This window comes from Thermoflavifilum thermophilum, from assembly GCF_900116565.1.
GTDB lineage: Bacteria > Bacteroidota > Bacteroidia > Chitinophagales > Chitinophagaceae > Thermoflavifilum > Thermoflavifilum thermophilum.
In genome coordinates this window covers 2,435,563-2,457,367 of the sequence record NZ_FPCJ01000001.1, presented here as the reverse complement: position 1 = coordinate 2,457,367, position 21,805 = coordinate 2,435,563, and the positions used below count along the sequence as shown (strand labels likewise).

Genomic DNA, 21,805 nt, shown 5'->3' with positions numbered 1-21,805 from the left:
TAGGTGCAATCTAAGCCTATGTTACGGGAATTTATTTCTGTGTTTGATATGTTTAAAATCGGCGTGGGGCCCTCCAGTTCACATACGCTGGGACCCTGGCGAGCTGCGCTTTCTTTCCTCAACCAATTGGAGCAAAATCATTTTAATCCCCGACGCATTCAAATTCATCTGTATGGTTCCCTGGCCAAAACCGGACGCGGTCATGGTACTGATCTGGCTGTGATGATGGGACTCCTGGGAGAAGAGCCCGCCACCTGCGATACAAGCCTGATTCAGGAACACATGCAAAAAATCAGGCAACAGAAAAAGCTGCTGCTGGGCGGCAAACGGGAAATAGATTTTGATCCGACACAAGATATTGTGTTTCATTATCAAGAAAGCCTGCCTTTTCATCCCAATGGCATGGCCCTGGAAGCAACATCTGCTGCAGGAGAAATATTTCGTGAAGTGTACTATTCTGTAGGAGGCGGATTTATTGTAAAAGAAGGAGAGCCAACCGGCTATGTACAAACCACCACCGCCGATATTCCCTTCCCCATTGATACAGCTGCCGATCTGCTCTATTGGTGTCAGACTACTGGTTTATCTATTTCCGATCTGGTGATGGAAAATGAATTGGCCATCCGGCAGGAACAGGACGTACGTCAGGGATTAATCCGGATCTGGCAGGTGATGCGCGATTGCATATACAAAGGATGTCATACCGAAGGGGAGCTGCCTGGCATCCTCCATGTGAAACGCAGGGCAGCCGAGCTGAATCGCAGGTTGTTACACGGTAACGCAGACCGTGGATATGAAGATTGGGTGGAAAAAATCCGGCAGCATGCTACTTCCTTTCATGATGTGCTGGACTGGGTATGTTGTTTTGCATTGGCAGTGAATGAAGAAAATGCAGCTTTTGGCCGGGTTGTGACTGCCCCCACCAATGGTGCTGCCGGCGTAATCCCAGCCGTCCTGCATTATACAATTCTCTTCCGCCAGCACGATCAACCAACCGACATTGAGCGTTTCCTGTTGACGGCTTCCGTAATCGGGGGGATTTTTAAAAAAGGAGCTACCATCTCAGCCGCCATGGGTGGATGCCAGGCCGAAATAGGCGTCAGTGCTGCCATGGCCGCAGCTGCGTTGACCGAAGCCCTGGGCGGTACCCAGCGCCAATGCCTGATGGCAGCCGAAATCGCCATGGAACATCATCTGGGATTGACCTGCGATCCGGTTGCCGGATTGGTGCAGATCCCCTGTATTGAACGCAATACCATGGGAGCTGTAAAAGCCATCACGGCCGCTCAGCTTGCGCTGCAAAGCAACCCCGATCAGGCCAAGGTTTCACTCGACACCGTCGTGAAAACCATGTGGGAAACAGCGCTGGATATGAATGCAAAATATAAAGAGACGGCAGAAGGCGGATTGGCTGCGCATATCCCGCTTGGCCTGAGCGAATGCTGAACAAATACCTATGTTCCATGCCTCATCCACACATAGTGATTATTGGAGCAAGCAGCGGAATGGGATATGCCCTTGCCAGGCTTTGTTTGTCTAAAGGATACCCTACGGCCATGCTGGCCCGGCACACCGCACCCATGCACACCCTTGCTGCTCAGCATCCGCATGTGCCGCATGCAGTAGCACAGCTCGACGTATGCCAAACAGCCACCATCCCGGAAGTCCTCCAAAATACCCTTGCACAGTTAAAGGGTATGGATGTGCTTGTACACTGTGCCGGCTATGGCGTGGTAAATCCCCAACTGGACTATCGGATAGAAGAAGGCATGATTGAAACCAACATCAAAGGCTTTACAGCCGTTGTAGATTGGGCGTTTCAATACTTTCAGCAGCAGGGAAAAGGACATCTGGCTGTTATCACTTCGGTGGCCGGCCTGCGGGGCGACCGGCATGCGCCTGCTTATTTTGCCTCAAAAGCCTACCAGATCAGTTATTTGCAGGCCCTGCGTCATAAGGCACACAAAGCCGGTCTGCCCATTTACATTACAGATATTCGTCCGGGATTTGTTGATACCAAACCCATGGAAGGCAGGCGATTCTGGGTGTGCAGCCCGGAAACAGCCGCTGCTCAGATTTTCAAAGCCATCCGTCAGCACAAACGCGTGGCCTACATCACGCCCCGATGGCGATGGGTAGCTCTCGCCATGCGCATAGCACCCTCCTGGTTATATGAAAAGGTTATGTAAGAAATCTATCGTCAATGTTGCAGAAAATAAGGATGCCCCCCATAAATCCGCTGAATTTGCTCAACCCATTTTGCCGTGTCAGCAGCCGTAATACTCATGGAAAGCGTCACGAGATACTGGTAAGAAGAAGTATCCCTGATTAATTCAGCATTGGGCCATTGGGAAGAGAGCTGGCGATAAAAATTCGCCGCATCCAGGGAATCAGCAAAAGCAGAGACAACAAGCTGATAGGTTTTTATTGAATCAACCTGTCCACCATTGGAAGCATGTTCCATGCCCGAGTCAGGTAATGCAGGCATTTGTGAGGCTGCAGGTATGCTGAGGGAAGTCGTGTCACCCCATATTTTTTTTTGAAGCGAACTGAACCAGCCTTTATCCCAGGCCGTCCATCCCACAGCAACCAGAATCAGTAACACGCCCAGCACAATCCACCAACCTTTGCCCCGGGAATGATGATCTTCAAACGGATAAGGCGCTGCCCCGGCAGGTTCCTGCGATTCAGTCGCCACGGGTTGCTGTTCACTTTCCGCAACATTTGCAGCAGCAGAAACTTCAGCTTCTGGCTTTTGCCTGCCCACACCCGCACGTGTGAGTGGTTTGAGAGGTAAAGTCTCTAATCCTTCTTGCAGAAAAGGTGATTCGGAAAAAATCCACACCCCATTCTCATCCTGCCGCAAATTGCCTACCAGCGGAATTTCTATGAAATGATGTTGCTCAAATTGAATTTCCAGCTGGCGAAGAAATTTTTTTATCTGCAACTCTGCTACGGCGGGAATGATATTTTGCCATTCAGCTATGAATTGCACCAATGGAGCTGCATCCACAGCCGGGTTATGGGTAAAATGCACATGCAAGCGGGGTGGATATATCAGGCCTTCTTCGGGATGAATGCTTGCAGGCTCATTTTCCAGTGTCCACTCCCCAAATCCCGGCAGCATGGCTTTACCACGCTCGTACAGCATTTGCCGGAAATACATGAAAATATCCACTGATTAAAATTTAATTCTTACTGAACCCAGAATCTGCATGCCTAATGAAGGATATTGATGCCAGCGCTCATACACCGAATTAAACAGATTGTGTACATCCAATCCGGCTTCAAAATTAGTATTTATCTCATATGATGCACCGAGGTTCGCATCTAAAACACCGGAGGTTTTATGTGCGGAAAGATCTTTTGCCCGGTAAAAACTTCCGCTCCAGGCAAAAACATCGCCATACAAATGAAGCTTATTCCAGGCTGTGATGCGAGCATATACATCAGCCTGAAAAGGTACCAGTCCCCAGGGTTTTTGTTCGGTTTGTTGATGAAAATAATTGAACCAGTTCAGCCGAAAACCAGCCTGCACATTTTCTTCCGACATGTAATTCAGCTCCAGGTGCAACTGATAAGCTTCAAGCTTGCTTTCACGAACGACATAAAAAGTTTTTCCATCCAGGCTGTCATTCAAATACAAAGGACGATCATGATAAGTGACATAAGAAAACTTGGTGTTATAGGTAAAATGCCCGGCCAGCGAACCTTTGATGCCGGTATATTTTTCTTCCACACGCGTGTTGTATGGCTGCATCGGATAACCTACGAAATATGGATTCTCTGTTGACAAATGCTGAAAACTGTTTTGTATAAAATAAGATATCCATCCACTGCTCAGAATCAGTTTTTCCTTGATAAGCTGCGTTTCATTTACGATATCAGGCAAAAGAAAAAACTGATTGTTTGTCCACGAAGGATTTAAGCCTGCATGCAAGATAAATCCTTCCTTCACGATATGCAGTGCAGGATGAATGGCACTGATGGTGTTGGATACAGAAGCGGATGCTTGCTGATCTGAATAGGTGGCAAATTTTCCGACATAGGAAACACTGATGCTAATGCCATCGGCAATCTTTTTTTCAATTGGCGCTTCAATATCAAAACTGGATTCCCGATGCTGATAATGATCTGAAAAACTCGTGAGATTCAATATGGGATGAAAATTAATACCCACCGCATTTTCCCGGATATTGCTCATACCCAGTTGCACACCAAAGCGTGTGAATACCTGACGCAGATCATTTTTTTGATAATGCAGGCTATCATGATTGTAGCCGTAGTAATACAGCCCATCGCGTTGAAACTGAATATTGCCATCATAAGCAATATTAGGTGAGAAATAGCGGCCACTTGCTTCCACCTTATCATAACCAAATTGCTGGTAAGCCAATGAACCTTTGGAGGAAAGATGATTCATCCATACAGCATAGGTAAATGGAGTTTGTGCAGCAGTGCTATCAATTCTTCCGCTTCCAATGCCGGCGCGGAGTATGGTGGTGAGATAACTGCCTGCCGAAGCCTCCACAAAATAGCGATAGAGAGGTGCAGCTGTATCGTTCATCATGGCCAGCGGTGAAAGAGGAATTGGCTGATAGGTAAAATGTAGATTCAATGCGGGAATATTGTATATCAATCGTGGATGCGTGGTATCTGCTTCAGGCAGCGAGGTTGTGAGGCTGAGCTTATCGGCTTGTTTCAATACAGGCTGATAAGAACTAAAAATACTGATGGTTTGCGGTTGCAAGGTAGTATCCTGCGCAGAGGCCTGCAAAGCCATGAATAAGATAAAAAACCCTGCAAACAACATGATCTGCATGCAGGTTGTCCGAAAGTGATGATACACATTCATTGACTTAAAAATCATCGGCATATCATTCATATAGGTTCATTCAGGGATGTTGTAAAGTATCATTGGCTGAAGGGTTGCGCATGATTTTCGAAGATGCCTGTTCTTCTGCAATGACGCGCTGCAGCTTTTGTCTGGCAGAATCGCGTATTTCAGCTATCTGGCAGTTATCCACCACGCTTTGCAAAGTAGCTTTTGCATTGAAATAATCTTTTTCGGCTGCAAATATATCGCCCAGCAATACATAGGCTTTGGCTATCCAGTAATCGTACGATGGTGTAGATCGGATGACTTCAAATGCAGCTCGTTCAGCATCCTTGAGTTGCTGCTGCTGCAACAGGCAATCAGCCACATAATATCGGGATGCTGCACCTAATACCGATTTAGTCATTTGTATGACCTTGCGAAAATAGGATATAGCACTATCACATTGCTGTTGTTGGCGGAATGCCATAGCCAGGTAATAATTTCCGGTAATCTGATCGTTGGTGCTGATGTCCTGACGGGTCAGCAAATACCGGGCTTCGAGCTGCACACTATCCCATTGCTGCAATTGATAATCACATTCCAGCAAACCTCTGGCTGCTGTTAATTCATTCTCTTTTGTGGTGGCAAGTTGATTAAGCATTTCAAAATAGGTTCTGGCCTGTGCAAAGTTTTTCAGTTCATTCAGGCTGATAGCCGCAGCTTGTGCAGCACTGCGTTCAGCAAAACGGCTGTATCCCTGTTGCAATACATACTGGTAATCAGGAAGTGCATGCAAATAATCTTTTTGCATGTAATAACATTCCGCACGGTAAAAATGAGCGGGGACCACAAACTGACCATTGGGAAATTCCAAAAGATATTGATTAAAACCCTGCAAAGCAGCCGCGATATTTTCATTTCCGAACTGTGTTTCAGCAGCTGCATAGGTTACCGAATCGGCCGTGGATGAGCTTACAGCCATGCCAGTTTGCTTTACAAAATCGAGATAGCCTTGCGGATTTCCATTGTTGACATAGATGGTTCGTATGCTTGTCAGTGCATCCTGTGCTTCGTTGCTGTGTGGATATTGTTGCACCAGCTGCTGATAATAATCGAGTGCCCGTTGTGAATTGCCCATATTAAAATAGGCCAGACCTATTTTCAACAAAGCCTTAGGTGCATCCGGATCATGGGGCGTGGCAAGTATTTTTTCAAAATAAGGAATTGCCTGTGCATATTTCTCTTCCGTCATGTAGGTTAATCCTTTTTCATAATTGGCATCGTTCTGAAAACGTGAATGGGGATACTGAGCGGTAAGCTGATTGAGTAACTGCATTTTGGCAGCATAGTTTCCTTTGATACCTGCCAGAATGCTTTTTTGATACAATGCATAATCCGTTCCAGGTAAACGCTGGTTAATAATCTGATCATATACAGCCTCAGCCTGATCATATTGTTTCAACATATAGTAACAATCGGCCACACGCAACAACGCATCCTGTGCTATTCTTCTTCCCGATGTACCATAAGGCCGCTGTGCCTGCTGAAATTCTTTCAATGCATCTGCATAATCCTGTTTTTGCAGATAGCAATATCCCAGATTGTAATGAGCTGTTTGTACATTGGCCTCACCTAATGAAGGGAAAATGCCCGATACGGCACTGTTTAAATATTGCTGAATATCATGAATGGCATCATCTGTTTGTCCACGCCTGTAGGCAATTTCACCTTTCCAGAAATAGGCCAGTGCCTGATAAGAAGCATCATAAGGATGCACCAGTGAAATTGTCAGCAGGCTATCGGCTGCAGAAAGATCGCCATCGTTGATGAGCTGCATGGCCCGCCCAAATGTAAGTTTCTGATAAGCACGCAATAACGCTGGTGATGGGTTAGGCAAGGAAGCATACAACTCCAGTGCTCCCTTGTAATCGTTGGTATTCATGAGCAAAGGAACCAGCAATTCCCTGGCTTCATTGGCATAGTCTGATGCAGGATAGTCCTGCAAAAACTGCCTGAGTGTAGCCAGCGCAGCATCCTCATAACCCAGCTCATACGATAACTTACCGTAAATAAACCGAGCTATTTCCTGTTGCCTGGGATTATAACTGCTGCGTGCACAGATGGCAAAAGCATTGCGTGCATCGGCTTTCTGTCCGGTTTTCAAATAACAATCGCCTAACAAATACATGGCGTTTTGTCCAAGAGAATCCGTAACTGTACTTAATTGTTTAAATCCGAGAATAGCTTCAGGATATTGCTGTGTCTGATAATAACAAAAAGAAAGTTCATACACATCCTCCCGCCGCAGGCTATCGGCCTTGCGAGCGTATTGTTGCAAATAAGGCAGTGCCTGTTGATAGGCACCCAGTTCAAAGTAAGCTTGCCCGACTAATTGCTGAAGCTGCAACTGGTAATAATTATTGCCCCGTTGTAGTACAGGAAGGGCATAATCAATAGCTCGTTGCTTTTCACCCCGGAAATAATAAATCTCTGCAATGTAGTAAGGTACTACACGATCGTATGGTGGCTGGTTAGCTACTTTTAAAAATGATTGCAATGCCTGATCATACTGTTTTCTTTCAAAAGCAATAAATCCATCATAATAATTGGCAGGAATCTGATAACGACCTTCCATGCCTTTCACATCTGCAAACAAGGGCGCAGCATGGGTAAAATCTTTCTGATAAAAATAACAATAACCCAGCCGGAATTTGGCTTCAGCAATCTGATCATTGGACAACTGATCAATACCTGCAGCAACATAATATGGAATGGCTTCCCCGTAGCGATGTTGCTGATAATAATATTGCGCCAGATAAAAGCTGGCAAGTTGTCTGCGGGGAATACTGGTAGTGTGCTGGATGAAATCGAGCACCCGTTTTTCGGCATCAGGCTGAAGCAGCTGCAAGGCACATACGGCATCATAATAACGGGCATCCTCTGCATCCAGCGCACGGTTGGTTTGCTGAAAATATTCAATCTGGTGAATGATATCTTCAAACTGTTGTTGTGCTATCGCATAATCTCCGTGTTGATAGGCAACAACAGCTCTTTTAAACTGAGCAGCAGGATCTGCATCAATAGCTGTTGCCTGAGCCGATGCTTTATGCACAGCAATACCCCACAGCATACCAGCGCACAGGATCAGCTGCAGCACCCGGGAAAAACAGAATATTCGCCACATAAAAGGATGCCATTTCATAAGAGCGGGCCAATGAAATAGATAACGAATAGATATATCTGAATATTGCTGGCTGTTCATAAGCAAATATAATGATTCTCCCGGCTAAGCCAGGATGATAACAAATTTTATGCAGAAAAACGGAAGTGCAAAAATTCAGAAAGATTCTTTTATTTTGACGGCCGTCTTTGTTTTTTACATTAAATTTTTCATATACAGAACTATGAAAAATCTGTTTTCCGTTCGCTGGAGCCATGGTTTGGTAAATTTGAGTTTACTGGTATTGCGCGTAGGCACCGGAATGATGTTGCTCACCCATGGTCTGCCTAAGCTTATGCATTTTCAGGAAATGGCCGGACATTTTGCTGATCCTTTGCACATAGGATCTACGGCTTCTTTGATTGTCGTGTTGATTGCAGAAATTATCTGTGCATTTCTGCTGGTAATCGGCTTGCTGAGTCGACCGGTGGCCGCAGTGATTTTCATACAGATGATGATAATTCTATTGTTCATCCATCATCATGATCCTTTTGCCAAACAGGAGCTGGCCTGGCACTATCTGATCAGTTCATTTGTGTTGCTCTGCTGTGGCCCGGGAAGGATTTCCATTGATGGCATGATTTCCAGATAACCCTTGATTGTTTACCGATTATGTATGTGCATACTACTCAAATTCGCGTCAGGTATGGTGAAACCGATCAAATGGGTTATATGTACTACGGCTACTATGCGTGGTACTATGAAGTAGGCCGGGTGGAAGCCATCCGCCAGCTGGGCTTGAGCTATCGTGAGTTAGAAGCACAGGGTATTTTAATGCCTGTGGTAGAATTGCATATTCAATATCTGAAACCTGCGTTGTATGATGATTTAATCACAGTTAAAACCCTTATCAAAGAATGGCCATCACGTTCGGTAATCCGTTTTCACAGCGAATTATACAATGAACAACAAGAGCTGCTCAATAAAGGTGTAACCACCCTGGTGTTTGTGGATGCCCATACCCGCAAAAAAACCAGCATGCCCGATATCCTGCAGGAAAAGCTCCGTCCTTATTTCGCTGAAAATGCATGACCTTTCTTTATTGCATCCAATACTTTCCACATCGCATCTCTTACCTGTATGGATGAACCCGTAAAATTATTAACCATGAAAGCAAACACCCAGCTTTTGCCTGTTATGTCACTTATATATCCGGCATAACTTCTTACACCGGCAATATAACCGTCCTTCATCCGGATGTCGTGAATCACAGGCAATGCTTCAAAAAAATCAGCAAACCAGGGTTTGTGTTGTGCCTGATACAACAAGGTTGCCAACGCATGCGCTGTTACGCGGTTGATGGGCGATAATCCACTTCCATCCACTGTATTGACTGCAGTTTCGTCAATGCCTAACTGATTGCAAAACTGATGAATCATATTTAATCCTGTTTCTCTGGATGCTGGCTTCTGCTCCAACGCCGATAGAGTAAGAAGAAGCGCTTCCCCATACAAATTGATACTGCGATGCAAAAACCAATAAACGATTTTATTGAGTGGTGGCGAATACACTGTATCCAATACCGTCAGGAGATCAATTGGAGGAATGGAATCGTGCAGATGCGCTGCCAGCGATTGTCCATTCACTACAATGCCAGCCTGCAACAAAGTATCCTGAAATTGTTGTGCTGCATACAACACTGGATCAGGCACGGAGGCTGAAATAGAAAAATCAGCCGCTGCATCAAGCGGCACTGTGCCACGAAGGAAAATCACCGGCCGGGTGAGATCGAAAAATACATATGCCTGATCGCCACTGCCGGCTTTGCCGGTGAGCAATTCATTGACAATCTGCATGGGTTGCCCTCCGGATGCGGCATCCGGAAGGTTTCTCACGCCTGCCAGCCTGGCTGCATCGCCCACAGATTTTCCCGGTTGCAAGGCAATGTCGAATTGATTCTCATGCCAGTTCAGGCCGGCACATCCGGCACCGTAGTAATTGCCTATATCTTCCCAAACCCAGCCACCCGGTATGGCTTGGGTAGGGAAAACATGATCTACGCCTACGATATCGCCCTGAATGCGTTCAATTCCTGCCTGGCGAAGCGCATGTATCCATCGTTTCCAGATGCTATCCGATGTGGTAGATGGATATCGCCAGCTGCCCAGGGTGGGATCACCCGATCCCAACAAGTACAAGTTGCCTTCCAGCACATGAGAGCGAATCCTGCCACTGTAAGCCAATAAAGTCTGATAACGGAAAGCTGGCCCCAATCGGTCCAGAGCTGTTGCAGCTGTAAAAACCTTATTGCAGGAAGCAGGTGCCAGACCGATTTCAGGCTGATATTGAAATACAATTTTCCCGCTGGATGCGTCCATCACCACCATGCTGATGCTGGCATGACGAAGCTCAGGTATATGCCTGAAACGATTCCAGGTCTGCAAAAATGCTTGAGATTGGCCATAGGTCGGTATCAGTGCCAACTCAAAAAACAAATAAATCGCACAACAGATAACAAAATATTTACGGTTTCGCATCATAATTGGCTGTTTTTGATGTGCATGCATATCAAAAATGAGAAATTATTTTCACCATTTACCTCTCTGAACTTGAAATCTTTATCTCCATAGTACCTGGGTATGCTGTTGTATGAAATGAACCTGCCAACATGACTCAAGGCTAAAAGGCTATGAACTTCGCAAGAACAGGAAATTGCCTGTAGCTTGAAATACCTTACATTTGAACGGCAATCCTTCAAACCTATGTCCTTTCCGCAAGCCATCATTCTGACCATTGGCGATGAACTGCTTTTAGGCGAAACGCTCGATACCAACTCGGCCTGGATAGCGACAAAGCTGCATGAAACAGGCTTTAAAGTTTTACGACGGATCAGTGTAGGCGATGATCGGCAGGCTATTCTGCAGGCCCTGCAGGAAGAATCGGCCCGAACTGATCTCCTGATCATGACCGGCGGGCTGGGCCCTACATCCGATGATATGACCAAAACCGTATTGTGTGATTTCTTTCACACCCGCCTGGTTTTACACGAACCCACCCTGCAACATATCACATCATGGCTGCAGCAGCGGGGAACTCCCCTGCTGGAGCGCAACCGGGCACAAGCACTCGTGCCCGAAGGATGCACGGTATTGCCCAACCCCAGAGGTACGGCCCCAGGCTTATGGTTTGAAAACATGCAGCACACATGGATTGCATTGCCCGGTGTGCCGCATGAAATGAAGGGATTGATGGAAGAAGAGGTTTTGCCTCGATTGAAACAAAAATGGCCTGCGCTGCAGGCTATCCAACACCGGTATGTATTGATGTATGGACAAGGTGAATCGCAGGTAGCCGAGCGACTCGTGGGCTTTGAAGCCAGCTTGCCCAAAAACATCCGCCTGGCTTACTTGCCCGGTAACGGATTGCTGAAATTACGCCTCAGCACTGTGGATGGCCTTGCATTACAGTTGCTGGAAGATTATCATCAGCAGCTTATTACGCTGTTATCAGATATTGTGGTAGGTACAGAAAATCTTCCGTATGAACTGCTGATTGCCCAAAAGTTGTTGGCAAAGAAAGCCACACTGGCGTTAGCCGAAAGCTGTACCGGTGGCTATCTGGCACACCTGTTTACATCTCATCCCGGCAGCTCCGCCTATTTCACCGGCAGCCTGGTGTGCTACAACCCGGAAGTCAAGATCCAATGGCTAAACGTACCGGCTGAATGGATCCAACAACCCGGTGTGGTAAGCGAACCCGTAGCACGTGCCATGGCTGAAAGCATCAGAGAAAAATTGCATACCGACTATGCCCTGGCAATCACCGGATGGCTGGGACCGGATGGCGGAACACCTGAGGCCCCTGTAGGCACGGTGTGGATTGCCGCATCCCATCAGAGTCAAACTCTTACCCGCAGACACCAGCTCCGCGGCGACCGCCAGCGCAACCTGATCCTTTCCGCTACCCATGCCCTCCATCTGCTCGATGAACTGATCCGGCAAACCAGTTGACTCCTCTTCATCTGCCTATTTTTTTCATCTATGGCACTTTCAGATATACAAGCTCATCAAATTCAACTTTTTTAAACATCTCCGGGATATGTCTGCAACAAGTTGCCATTTTCAGGAAAAATTTTTTTCAAAAATGTTTGGAAATCTGAAAAAAATAACAATAACTTTATATGTAAGTTTTCTGCCATTGTTTTAGATTTGTGTGGGTTGGGTCGATTGCATGTGAAACCGTTCATCGTTTTTCCCCTCATCAGTTCCTGTGAAATGCCGGATTGCTGAATAACCATATCCTTTTAAACGAACCAAATACCTGTTTTAACCATGAAAATCGATCATCTGATCACGCAGTACCTGTTTCTGCACAAACAGGCTTACCTACCTTCAGTGGGGCTATTTATACTTCAGGATGCAGAAGACCCGCAAGGGACACCTGTTATACATTTCCAGTCGCTGAGCAAGGGCAATTTTGATGGTCTCGTTGATTTTATAGTGGAGCGTACCGGCAAAATGCGCGTGGTAGCTATTGCCGATGTACAATGTTTTTGCTATGAAATCAAGGAGATGCTTAACATTCACCAACCTTTTACCATTCAGGGTATCGGAACACTCTGGAAAACGCTTGATGGCACTATTCATTTCAAACAGGAAGATATTCAGTTAGATAAAAAGAAACATACCAACCGCACGCAGATAGCAGATATTTCACTACAGATACAAATGAAACACGATGCCCCACCCGTGAAATGGGGCAACACCTATGCATTTAATTATCATCGGCTCTGGCTGGCAGGTATTTTTGTGTTGCTGATCAGTGGTATTATTATCCTGGCAAACAGCCATGCACGTCTGCAAATGAGTGATCCGGAACCAGCCTCGCGCTTGATAGAATCATCGCTTTCGCCTGTAACTCTTGATAATAATGCAGAATCAGACGCCCGGCAATCTGCAGATCCTTCCGATCAAAAAGTCAGCTACCTGGTTATATTTGAAATTTCCGACAGCACACGTGCACATAAACGTTATGAGCAACTTACATCCTGGGGAGATCAAATTGTGATTTTCAAATGGGATAACCGGCACTATGCACTGGCCTCTCCCTTTACTACATTGCCAGCCGATACGGCCCATGCAAAAGATTCTATCCAGGTATTGTTTGGCAGACCCGTGTTTATTCAATACCTTTCTTCTTCGGTGAGTAAATCATCCGAAAACAATACCGCCTGGAATGAATGATTAGTTATCACAATGCTGAACCATTTCTTCAAAAATGATGAGCGTACGATCTATGCATATTCTGAAAAGATATTCCCTTACATGAGAATCCGGAAATGCTTCAATGGATTGTATGCTGTAATATACGGCACATAAATCATCCAATAACTTTTTATCAATCTTTGCGATAATAAATTTATCATCAGCTACCGAGAAGAAATGCATTAATTGTTGTTTCAGCTCAAAAGGATGTTTCGCTTGCTGCGCTTTGCTCCGCCATTGCATCAATTTTTCCTTGAAATCATGAGTAGACATCATTTCATAATTTTAAACAGCCGGAAGATAACATGCCTGCTCATGAGAGAAAGCCAGAAGGGGTAATATGCAGAAAGAGTAACACAAATTCTGCAAGAGATGTTTTATCGCATGATTTGTATTCCATACTTTCATAGGATATGGTTGTGCATCATGTATGCAAGATAATATTTATTTAATTAGACTGATTTATTTTTTGCTATGAAAAAATATTTTGAGAAGAGTTCATTAAAAAATAACATATATCAAAAATGAATTTTATTATCTTCGAATATCATTTTTGTTTATTCCAGAATGCAACATCCTTTACGAAAAGAGAAAATCTGCCTGAACTGTGGGCATAGAGTAGAAGAACGTTATTGCCCACATTGCGGGCAGGAAAATGTTGAACCCAGAGAGCGGTTCAGCGAATTAGCGGGTCATTTCATTGCAGACCTACTGCATTTTGATACCCAGTTTTTTTCTACAATTCGATATCTGCTGTTTAAACCGGGATATCTGACACTGGAATATATCAGGGGTCGCCGTAAAGCTTACCTGCATCCGATCCGGATGTACTTGTTTATTTCTTTGGTTTATTTTTTTCTGGCTTCTGTGATTCCCTTGCGCCATTCCCATATCATTATTGAGATGAATAAAAATCCGCAATTTACTGTTGAGATGAATAAAAATTCGCAACCGGCCAATCAGGCTAAAATGCTGTTGCCCTATGCTACTATCCGACAATATGATTCCATACAGGAAAGCCTGCCTTCCAAAAACAGAGATCCGCGTATCATTCAGTTAATGACCCACCGCTTGCTGGCCTTACAGATGCAATACGGCAACCATGCTGCAGATGTATTGCGGGAAAAGATTTTACATCATATTCCACAGGTAATGTTTTTTCTGTTGCCATTATTTGCGTTGTTACTGGAATTGCATTTTAGCAAAAAGAAATATTATTTCTCAGATCACATCATTTTCTCCCTGCATTTTCATATCTTTTATTTTCTGTTAGCCGTTGTAGCATTACTGCTGGAAAGTTTGCTGAATACGGATTTGTTTATGCTTATGAGTTTATTATTGTGGATTTATCTCATCCTGGCTTTACGAAGAGTTTATCAGAATAGCTGGTTCAAAACCATTTTAAAATCAATCTCTATTGGTTTTCTATATACCATAGTCATCTCTATGGTGATGGCTGGTTTATTGGCATGGGCCCTGGCTATCGGGTAATTATTTTTTCCCGCTTACCATAGGTACAAAGGAAAAATTATCAAACATTTCCTGTTCAAACTTCTGATCATCTACTTTCGTAATCCGATACATGCGCTGGCCTTCTCTTCCACCAATGGGAATTACCATCATGCCGCCAATTTTCAGCTGATCCATCAGCTTTTCAGGAATATAAGGTGCTGCAGCCGTTACAATGATTTTATCAAAAGGTGCAAAAGTGGGCAAGCCTTCGTATCCATCACCATAAAAGAAATGAATCGTAGGATAGCGGGAAAGAAAAGGAAAAGTTTTCAATCGTTCAAATAGTTTACGCTGGCGTTCAATGGTATATACGTGTGCACCCATTTCGGCAAGGATACATGCCTGATAACCGCTGCCAGTGCCAATTTCCAGAATTTTATCGTGTGGTTTCACCTGCAGCAGCTGTGTCTGATAAGCTACTGTATAGGGTTGCGAAATGGTTTGTCCTTCACCGATGGGAAATGCCCGGTCTTCATAGGCAAATGATTCCAGCGCCGTATCCATAAAAAAGTGCCGCGGCACGGCCTGCATGGCTTCCAACACAGATTCGTCTGTAATACCCTTGCGGCGCAAGCTATCGACCAGCTTCTTCCTCAATCCCTTATGCCGATAGCTGTCTTCATAATTTCTCATGCGGTAAAAATAGCAATTCAATTAGATTTTTTATTCCTTACCAAGTGACAACAAAATTATTGCAGCATAAAATCCACATCTGCAGCAGGGAGAAACAAAAGAGAAGGAGCTCGTAGAAGTTGCCCGACCAGGATTCGAACCTGGACAAGCAGAACCAAAATCTGCTGTACTACCGTTATACTATCGGGCAAAGAACCAGCGCAAAAATAAGGGATTTTTTACAGTATCCGTATTTTCATATCGAAAATGAAATATCTCCAAGCAGAAGCTCACATTCGGTTTGCAAACGACGGGGATCCACAGGTACTACACCCACCTGCTCGCATACCAATCCGCCGGCGATGTTGGCTATTTCGGCCATGAGGCGGGCATTGCGTGTGGCAGCCCATACCAAAGCAGCTGTGGCTATAACCGTATCTCCGGCACCACTTACATCGGCAATATTGCGCAGGTGAGAGGGTATGAGCCAGTGTTGCTGTCCATTGCTACAAAACACACCTTTTTCTGAAAGCGTTATCAACGAATACTCATGCTGCAACCGGCTTTGCAGCTCGGTATGAATTTGCTGCAGGTGTTGCAGATCAACTGGACATTCATCGAGATGCAGCCCTTCTCTTACTTCTTTCAAATTAGGCTTGAACAAGGTTACCCTTTCATAGGCCCAGAAATTTTTTTTCTTGGGATCTACGCAGGTAGGAATCTGCAATTGCCTGCATCTGTCCACAATTTCCCGGATGATATCTGGTGCAAGCACGCCTTTATCATAATCTTCAAAAATCACCACATCCGGATGGAAGTGCTGCAGAATATGATCGGCTTTTTCCAGAAGATATTGTTTTTCCGGTGCAGACAATTCCTGAATCTGTTCACGATCGAGCCGCAGCATGTGCTGGCTCCTGCTGATGATGCGGGTTTTACTCGTGGTGCATCGTTCTGTGGATTGCATCACACTCCAGGTTTGCAATCCCTGTTGCTGCAGGCATTCCAGCAACTGCTGTCCTTCAGGGTCTTTCCCTACTATGCCAAGCATGTACACTTCCGCTCCCAATGCAGCTGCATTGATCGCAACATTGGCTGCTCCACCCGGTCGCACTTCCTTGCGCTGCAACGATACAATAGGCACGGGAGCTTCCGGCGAAATCCGTTCTACCCCACCCCACCAATATACATCCAGCATCACATCGCCAATTACCAGTACTTTGGATTGCTGAAACTTCCGGAACAACTTATCGAACGACATAATCAAATCAGCTTTGAGAAGAAACAGATGAAGATTTTTGCCGGCGAATAAATGCGTAATACATGGGAATGCCAATCAACACAATGATAAGCCCCGGCCAGGTATAATCAGGCCTGAGCCAAAGCAGGGAAATGCATATACAGATGGCCATAGCAATGTATAACACGGGTAAATACGGATAACCAACAGCCCGATAAGGCCGATGCAGGTCTGGCCGGGTTTTCCGAAGGCGAATGATGCCCACGATGGTAAGAACATAAAAAATCAATACCACAAAAATCACATAATTCAGCAAGTCACTGTATTTACCCGATATGCAAAGCAAGCTGGCCCAGATGCCCTGTAGCCATAGGGCAGTAGCTGGTACGCCTTTTTCATTGAGTTTCCCGGCAGGCGAAAAAAACAATCTGTCATTTGCCATCGTATAGTACACCCGCGCACCACTCAATACCAAGCCATTGTTACAACCAAATGTAGAAATCATAATCATGGCAGCTATCATCCCGGCTCCCCATGTACCCAGAAAATGTACTGCAGCAGCAGAAGCCACCCGATCAGCAGGTGCTGTTGCTATCTCGTGCATGGATAAAACACCCACATACATGACATTGCATAATAAATAAACAATCGTCACCAACAAGGTACCCAGAAACATGCTTCTGCCAATGTTTTTCTCGGGTTTTTTGATTTCAGCAGCAATGAAGGTCACACTGTTCCATGCATCGCTGGAGAAAAGAGCACCTACCATTGCTACGCCCGTTAATCCGATTAGCAAAATACCCGATGATGGCTGCTGTATGGTTTGACCGTTCTGGAATACAACCTGAAAAGCATGCCATGCCTGTTGCCAGTTGGCCTGCCACACCTGGGCTTGAAAGCCTATCCAGAGGCCCAGTATTACCAATAACAACAAGGCCAGAATCTTAGCCAGGGTAAAGATCAACTGAATCCATTTGCCGGTGCGAATGCCACGGGTATTTACATAGGTTAAAAACAATATCATGGCAATAGCCAGCAACTGCGCGCGATTCACAGCAAAACCACCGATTTGCCAGATGATATAATCTTCTCCCACCTGCGGTAATAAATAAGCGGTGTATTTGGCAAAAGCCACAGCCACCGCGGCAATGGTTCCCGTTTCAATAACCAGAAAAAACGCCCATCCGTATAAGAATCCAATCAGCGGATGCAGGGCTTCACGCAAATACACATATTGACCACCTGCATGTGGAAACATGCCCGATAATTCGCCATAGCTGAGGGCACCAATAATCGTCATCACACCAGAAAGTACCCATACCAGCAACAAATAGCCCACGCCTCCTACTGTACGTGCAATCTCAGCACTTACAATGAAAATACCGGAGCCAATCATGACTCCAGATACCAGCATCACGCCATCTATCAACCGGAGTGAACGTTGAAACTGTGCACCTGATGAAGAATGCTTTTCCATTGTTTGTGGGCTAAAAGATACAGATTATTTCCCGGCATGCAATGCATTGAGGCCATCAATCACATCACGGGTAATATCTTGTGCAGGATTGGCATACAGAATATCTGAAGCACCTCCGGCATAGGAGAATATGAACTGAAAATGTTTGTCGGCATTATATCGTTGTAAAAACGTATGCAGTTCCTGCTGAAGGCTATCCTGAAAAGCCTGCTGTTGTGCCAGCAACTGCTGCCTCATGGCTTCCTGCTTGGCCTGCAATTGTTGTTGGTGTTGCAATAGTTTCTGCTGAGCAGCTTCTCCTTCGGCCTGCGTCATGGTAGGCGCTTTTTGCTGAAACTGATTATACTCCTGTTGCAGTTTTTGAGCATCCTGCTGAAGTTCTTTTTCCATTCTTGCCTGCTGAGCTTCCAGCTGGGCACGTTTTTCTTTAAAATATGTGTAATGTGCCTGCAAAGTGTCAATATTTACATAAGCCAGTTGTACAGCAGATGTACTATCTGCCATGCGCTGCTGAACAGGCTGCGAAGCATTTCTATGAAAATGCAGGTAAAACAAAATGCATACGGCAATCAGCAAAACGATATTGAGTACTCCGGATAATGTCCATTTCATGAGACAAGAATTTTATCCGGTGCAAGATAATAGAAAAGCCCGACTGATCCGAATAGAAAATAGCCGGGCTTTTTTCAGTCAAGGTATATATCAACCGATCTCCGGTTGCCGCACTATCTGATAAGTTTAATCCAGCCCAAACAAGCCCTTATTCAGTGCCCGCAAAGCCTGCTCTTTGTATGAACTGTTTATCAGCAACGACACGTTATGCCGACTTCCTCCGTAAGAAATCATGCGCAAAGGTATAGGCTCCAGCGCGCTGAACATATTTTTCAGAATGGCTTTCTGGGAGACAATTTCATTCCCCACAATCGCAATGATGGTTTGATCATGCTCCACTTCTACGCTGCCATAGGCTTCCAGTTCACGTTGTATGTTTTCCAGGTGTACAATCTGATCGATCGTTAAGGATACGGCCACCTCCGAAGTGGTAATCATGTCAATGGGTGTGCGGTATTTTTCGAACACTTCAAATACCTTTCTCAGAAACCCGTAAGCCAGCAGCATGCGGCTCGATTTAATTTTGATAGCCGTAATTCCATCTTTGGCAGCAACGGCTTTCACACCTTCCCCAGCTGCCTGATCGGTGATCAGGGTACCCTTGGCTTCGGGCTGCATGGTGTTCAGCAATCGCACGGGAATATTGAAATATTGTGCCGGCCATATTGATGCCGGATGCAATATTTTGGCTCCGAAATAAGCCAGCTCTGCTGCTTCATCAAAAGAAAGCTGTTCAATAGGAAAAGTATTTTTTACTACACGTGGATCATTATTGTGCATGCCGTCAATATCGGTCCAGATCTGGATTTCCGAAGCATTGACCGCAGCCCCAATCAACGATGCCGTGTAATCACTTCCGCCGCGCTTTAAGTTATCCACTTCACCACGGGCATTTCGACAAATGTATCCCTGCGTAACAAATAAATGCTGGTTGGGATATTGAGCCAGCAATGCGCTGAGCTTGCTTTTGATCTTATTTAACACCGGCTCGTGATATTCATCGATATACATGAATTCCAATGCAGGCAACAACACCACCGGCACGTGAATTTCTTCCAGGTAGGTGCAAAACAACTGGGTGGAAAGCAATTCGCCCTGAGCCAGGATATCGCGTTCGAGTGCTTCGCTGAAAGAAATTTTCAGGATAATTTCCAGAAATTCAAAATGGTGATTCACGATATCGCGGGCTTTCACGCGTGCTTCAGCTGTTTGCAACAGGCCTTCGCAGAATGCATCGTAATGTTTACGCAAATCATCGATGATTTGTTTTGCTTGATCGCGATGACCCTCAGCCAATGCTTTGCTGATCTGTACCAGCGTGTTGGTGGTGCCAGAAAGTGCAGAAAGCACTACGATTTTATCTTCCGGCTCAGCTAAAATCAGCCGGGCAACGGCATGCATACGTTCGGGCTTGCCCACCGATGTGCCGCCAAATTTCATGATCTTCATAGGCTATCTTCCGTTTTATCTGCATCAAATTTTGTGATATAAAAATTAGGTCACATTCTTTTCTTCTCCGTTTTGCAGGGAATCCGGGAAAGGCACGCCCATGCGTGCCGATAGGTTTTTTAATGCCTCGATTACTGACTGATGAAGCGGAATTCCCCGCTGCAGCCGCTCGGCTTCCATGGCCCGTTCCGGATCACCTGGAATTTTTACTGGCTCTGCGGCATCAATGGGTCTGGCACTGCGAAAACGACGAATCCAGCTATCCATGTGTGTTTTGAATGATGCTGCTGGTCGGAAAGCATCTATACGCATCGCACCAAAGAAATGGCCGATGCCGGCAGTGCCTGGGGGGGCATCCTGTGGCAGGGGCAGAAAATGTACAAAAGGAGGCACCCAGGGCCCAAAACCTGCTCCCGGCAATACGCCCGACAGGATATCTACCAGCGCAGATAGGCAATATCCTTTATGGCTGCCCGTTTCAGGCCGACTGCCTAATGGCAATAAAGCTCCCCCCCGTTGCAAAGCAAACGGATCGTGCGTAGGACGACCTTCAGCATCCTGAACCCAGCCCAGAGGAGCTTTTCCCCCTTTGCGTTGCAAAATCTCCAGTTTCCCGTTGGCAGCGGCTGCCGTAGCCATGTCAATCACCACAGGCGGCTCTTCACCCGCCGGAATGGCTACAGCAATGGGATTGGTACCCAGCATTCGCTCAAGCGATAATGCAGGTGCTACCAGTGGACTGGCATTGGTGAGGGCTATGCCAATCATGTCTTTTTCCAGGGCCAGCATCGCATGATAACCCGCAATCCCGAAATGATTGGAATTGCGCACGGCCACCCATCCGGCACCCACCTGACTGGCTTTTGCAATGGCTACACGCATCGCATAAGGAGCCACCAGCAAGCCCAGCCCGGCATCGCCATCCACCAAAGCCGTGGAAGGTGTTTCATGTACAATATGGGGCCGTGCATCCACCCGAATGCGCCCTGCATCCCAGAGACGCACATATCCTGGCAACCGCGCCAGCCCATGCGAATCAATGCCCCGCAAATCGGCTTTCAACAATACATCAGCCGCTAACGCCGCATCAGCAGCCACAAAACCCATCTGTTGAAAAACGGCCTCCGTAAACCCACGCAATGCATCTACCGAAAAGACTGCCTCCATGGAACTGTTTGCTAATACGCGCTCAACTTCTTTAAGCCTGTGCAGCCGGACCTCCAAAATTCATGGGAATAGTAACCGGATCCTGATCCTGAATGGTGCCATGTACGGCTTCATATTTCTTGATATTATCGGCCAGGGCTTTGAGCAAGCGTTTGGCGTGCTGGGGAGTGACAATAATCCTCGATTTCACCCGGGCCTTGGGCATGCCGGGCATCACGGTGATAAAGTCCAACACAAACTCGGCATTGGAATGCGTAATCACGGCCAGATTGGCATAAATGCCTTCGGCCATGTCTTCGCTCAGCTCAATATTGAGCTGATTCTGATTTTCGGGTTGCTGACTCATGCTGCAAAATTTCTTCTGCCAGCAAAGGTAGCAAATCCTGAAAAGCCGTAATAGAAATTGTATTTCCTCTGGCTTGAATCATGTACCCAAAAACAAGTACGAGCAGGACACCACAGGATAGTTTTTCGTGAACGGCTTGTTACCTTT

19 protein-coding genes and 1 tRNA gene are annotated in these 21,805 nt (G+C 45.8%); 7 read left to right on the top strand and 13 right to left on the bottom strand.

What is annotated here, in order from left to right; translation table 11 throughout:
• Nucleotides 1–18: 18 nt before the first annotated feature.
• Both BM367_RS10375 and BM367_RS10370 read left to right on the top strand, forming a co-directional pair.
• Nucleotides 19–1,446: an L-serine ammonia-lyase gene (locus BM367_RS10375; RefSeq protein ID WP_092460287.1), complete on the top strand. Its 1,428-nt coding sequence runs from the start codon at nucleotides 19–21 to the stop codon at nucleotides 1,444–1,446.
• 17 nt (nucleotides 1,447–1,463) lie between these two features.
• Nucleotides 1,464–2,189, top strand: a complete 726-nt coding sequence (locus BM367_RS10370; RefSeq protein WP_177224200.1) for an SDR family NAD(P)-dependent oxidoreductase — start codon at nucleotides 1,464–1,466, stop codon at nucleotides 2,187–2,189.
• Nucleotides 2,190–2,200: 11 nt separating this feature from the next.
• On the opposite strand, the gene BM367_RS10365 is transcribed toward BM367_RS10370, so the two are convergent.
• The 3 genes from BM367_RS10365 to BM367_RS10355 are packed head-to-tail and all read right to left on the bottom strand — an operon-like array spanning nucleotide 2,201 to nucleotide 8,003.
• Nucleotides 2,201–3,178 carry a hypothetical protein gene (locus tag BM367_RS10365; RefSeq protein ID WP_143104010.1) on the bottom strand — a complete coding sequence of 326 codons (978 nt, stop codon included), beginning with the start codon at nucleotides 3,176–3,178 and terminating at the stop codon, nucleotides 2,201–2,203.
• Nucleotides 3,179–3,181: 3 nt separating this feature from the next.
• On the bottom strand, nucleotides 3,182–4,876 hold the full coding sequence (locus BM367_RS10360; RefSeq protein WP_222842622.1) for a TonB-dependent receptor: 1,695 nt from the start codon (nucleotides 4,874–4,876) through the stop codon (nucleotides 3,182–3,184).
• A gap of 19 nt (nucleotides 4,877–4,895) precedes the next feature.
• Nucleotides 4,896–8,003: a tetratricopeptide repeat protein gene (locus BM367_RS10355; protein ID WP_177224198.1), complete on the bottom strand. Its 3,108-nt coding sequence runs from the start codon at nucleotides 8,001–8,003 to the stop codon at nucleotides 4,896–4,898.
• Nucleotides 8,004–8,223: 220 nt separating this feature from the next.
• Here BM367_RS10355 and BM367_RS10350 point away from each other — a divergent pair, with 220 nt between their 5' ends.
• Both BM367_RS10350 and BM367_RS10345 read left to right on the top strand, forming a co-directional pair.
• Nucleotides 8,224–8,631 (top strand): DoxX family protein, encoded by a 408-nt coding sequence (locus BM367_RS10350; RefSeq protein WP_177224197.1) that lies wholly within the window; start codon nucleotides 8,224–8,226, stop codon nucleotides 8,629–8,631.
• A gap of 20 nt (nucleotides 8,632–8,651) precedes the next feature.
• Nucleotides 8,652–9,071 (top strand): acyl-CoA thioesterase, encoded by a 420-nt coding sequence (locus tag BM367_RS10345; RefSeq protein WP_092460276.1) that lies wholly within the window; start codon nucleotides 8,652–8,654, stop codon nucleotides 9,069–9,071.
• Here BM367_RS10345 and dacB read toward each other — a convergent pair.
• Nucleotides 9,050–10,519, bottom strand: coding sequence for a D-alanyl-D-alanine carboxypeptidase/D-alanyl-D-alanine endopeptidase (gene dacB / locus BM367_RS10340; RefSeq protein WP_177224196.1), 1,470 nt, complete (start codon nucleotides 10,517–10,519; stop codon nucleotides 9,050–9,052). The genes BM367_RS10345 and dacB overlap by 22 nt on opposite strands.
• A 222-nt stretch (nucleotides 10,520–10,741) precedes the next feature.
• Here dacB and BM367_RS10335 point away from each other — a divergent pair, with 222 nt between their 5' ends.
• A complete protein-coding gene (locus BM367_RS10335; protein WP_092460272.1) occupies nucleotides 10,742–11,989 on the top strand; it encodes a CinA family nicotinamide mononucleotide deamidase-related protein in 1,248 nt (415 codons plus the stop codon).
• A gap of 321 nt (nucleotides 11,990–12,310) precedes the next feature.
• Nucleotides 12,311–13,222 carry a hypothetical protein gene (locus BM367_RS10325; RefSeq protein WP_092460269.1) on the top strand — a complete coding sequence of 304 codons (912 nt, stop codon included), beginning with the start codon at nucleotides 12,311–12,313 and terminating at the stop codon, nucleotides 13,220–13,222.
• Here BM367_RS10325 and BM367_RS10320 read toward each other — a convergent pair whose 3' ends face one another.
• Nucleotides 13,223–13,519, bottom strand: coding sequence for a hypothetical protein (locus tag BM367_RS10320; protein ID WP_143104008.1), 297 nt, complete (start codon nucleotides 13,517–13,519; stop codon nucleotides 13,223–13,225).
• A gap of 291 nt (nucleotides 13,520–13,810) precedes the next feature.
• Between BM367_RS10320 and BM367_RS10315 the strand changes: the two genes are divergently transcribed.
• Nucleotides 13,811–14,734 (top strand): DUF3667 domain-containing protein, encoded by a 924-nt coding sequence (locus BM367_RS10315; protein WP_092460265.1) that lies wholly within the window; start codon nucleotides 13,811–13,813, stop codon nucleotides 14,732–14,734.
• Here BM367_RS10315 and BM367_RS10310 read toward each other — a convergent pair whose 3' ends face one another.
• The 8 genes from BM367_RS10310 to BM367_RS10275 all read right to left on the bottom strand — a co-directional run bounded on the left by BM367_RS10310 (nucleotide 14,735) and on the right by BM367_RS10275 (nucleotide 21,658).
• Nucleotides 14,735–15,388: a protein-L-isoaspartate(D-aspartate) O-methyltransferase gene (locus tag BM367_RS10310; protein WP_092460263.1), complete on the bottom strand. Its 654-nt coding sequence runs from the start codon at nucleotides 15,386–15,388 to the stop codon at nucleotides 14,735–14,737.
• Nucleotides 15,389–15,507: 119 nt separating this feature from the next.
• Nucleotides 15,508–15,578: transfer RNA gene (locus tag BM367_RS10305), tRNA-Gln, on the bottom strand.
• 45 nt (nucleotides 15,579–15,623) lie between these two features.
• Nucleotides 15,624–16,628 (bottom strand): bifunctional heptose 7-phosphate kinase/heptose 1-phosphate adenyltransferase, encoded by a 1,005-nt coding sequence (locus tag BM367_RS10300; protein WP_092460262.1) that lies wholly within the window; start codon nucleotides 16,626–16,628, stop codon nucleotides 15,624–15,626.
• Between the two features lie 7 nt (nucleotides 16,629–16,635).
• The gene (locus BM367_RS10295; RefSeq protein ID WP_092460260.1) at nucleotides 16,636–18,084 is read right to left on the bottom strand and encodes an APC family permease; all 1,449 of its coding nucleotides are present in this window, start codon (nucleotides 18,082–18,084) and stop codon (nucleotides 16,636–16,638) included.
• Nucleotides 18,085–18,108: 24 nt separating this feature from the next.
• Nucleotides 18,109–18,696 (bottom strand): OmpH/Skp family outer membrane protein, encoded by a 588-nt coding sequence (locus BM367_RS10290; RefSeq protein WP_092460258.1) that lies wholly within the window; start codon nucleotides 18,694–18,696, stop codon nucleotides 18,109–18,111.
• A 126-nt stretch (nucleotides 18,697–18,822) separates the two neighbouring features.
• Nucleotides 18,823–20,145 carry an aspartate kinase gene (locus BM367_RS10285; protein WP_092460256.1) on the bottom strand — a complete coding sequence of 441 codons (1,323 nt, stop codon included), beginning with the start codon at nucleotides 20,143–20,145 and terminating at the stop codon, nucleotides 18,823–18,825.
• A 45-nt stretch (nucleotides 20,146–20,190) separates the two neighbouring features.
• On the bottom strand, nucleotides 20,191–21,312 hold the full coding sequence (locus BM367_RS10280; protein WP_092460254.1) for an Ldh family oxidoreductase: 1,122 nt from the start codon (nucleotides 21,310–21,312) through the stop codon (nucleotides 20,191–20,193).
• Between the two features lie 31 nt (nucleotides 21,313–21,343).
• Nucleotides 21,344–21,658: a DUF3467 domain-containing protein gene (locus BM367_RS10275; protein WP_092460252.1), complete on the bottom strand. Its 315-nt coding sequence runs from the start codon at nucleotides 21,656–21,658 to the stop codon at nucleotides 21,344–21,346.
• Between the last annotated feature and the right edge of the window lie 147 nt (nucleotides 21,659–21,805).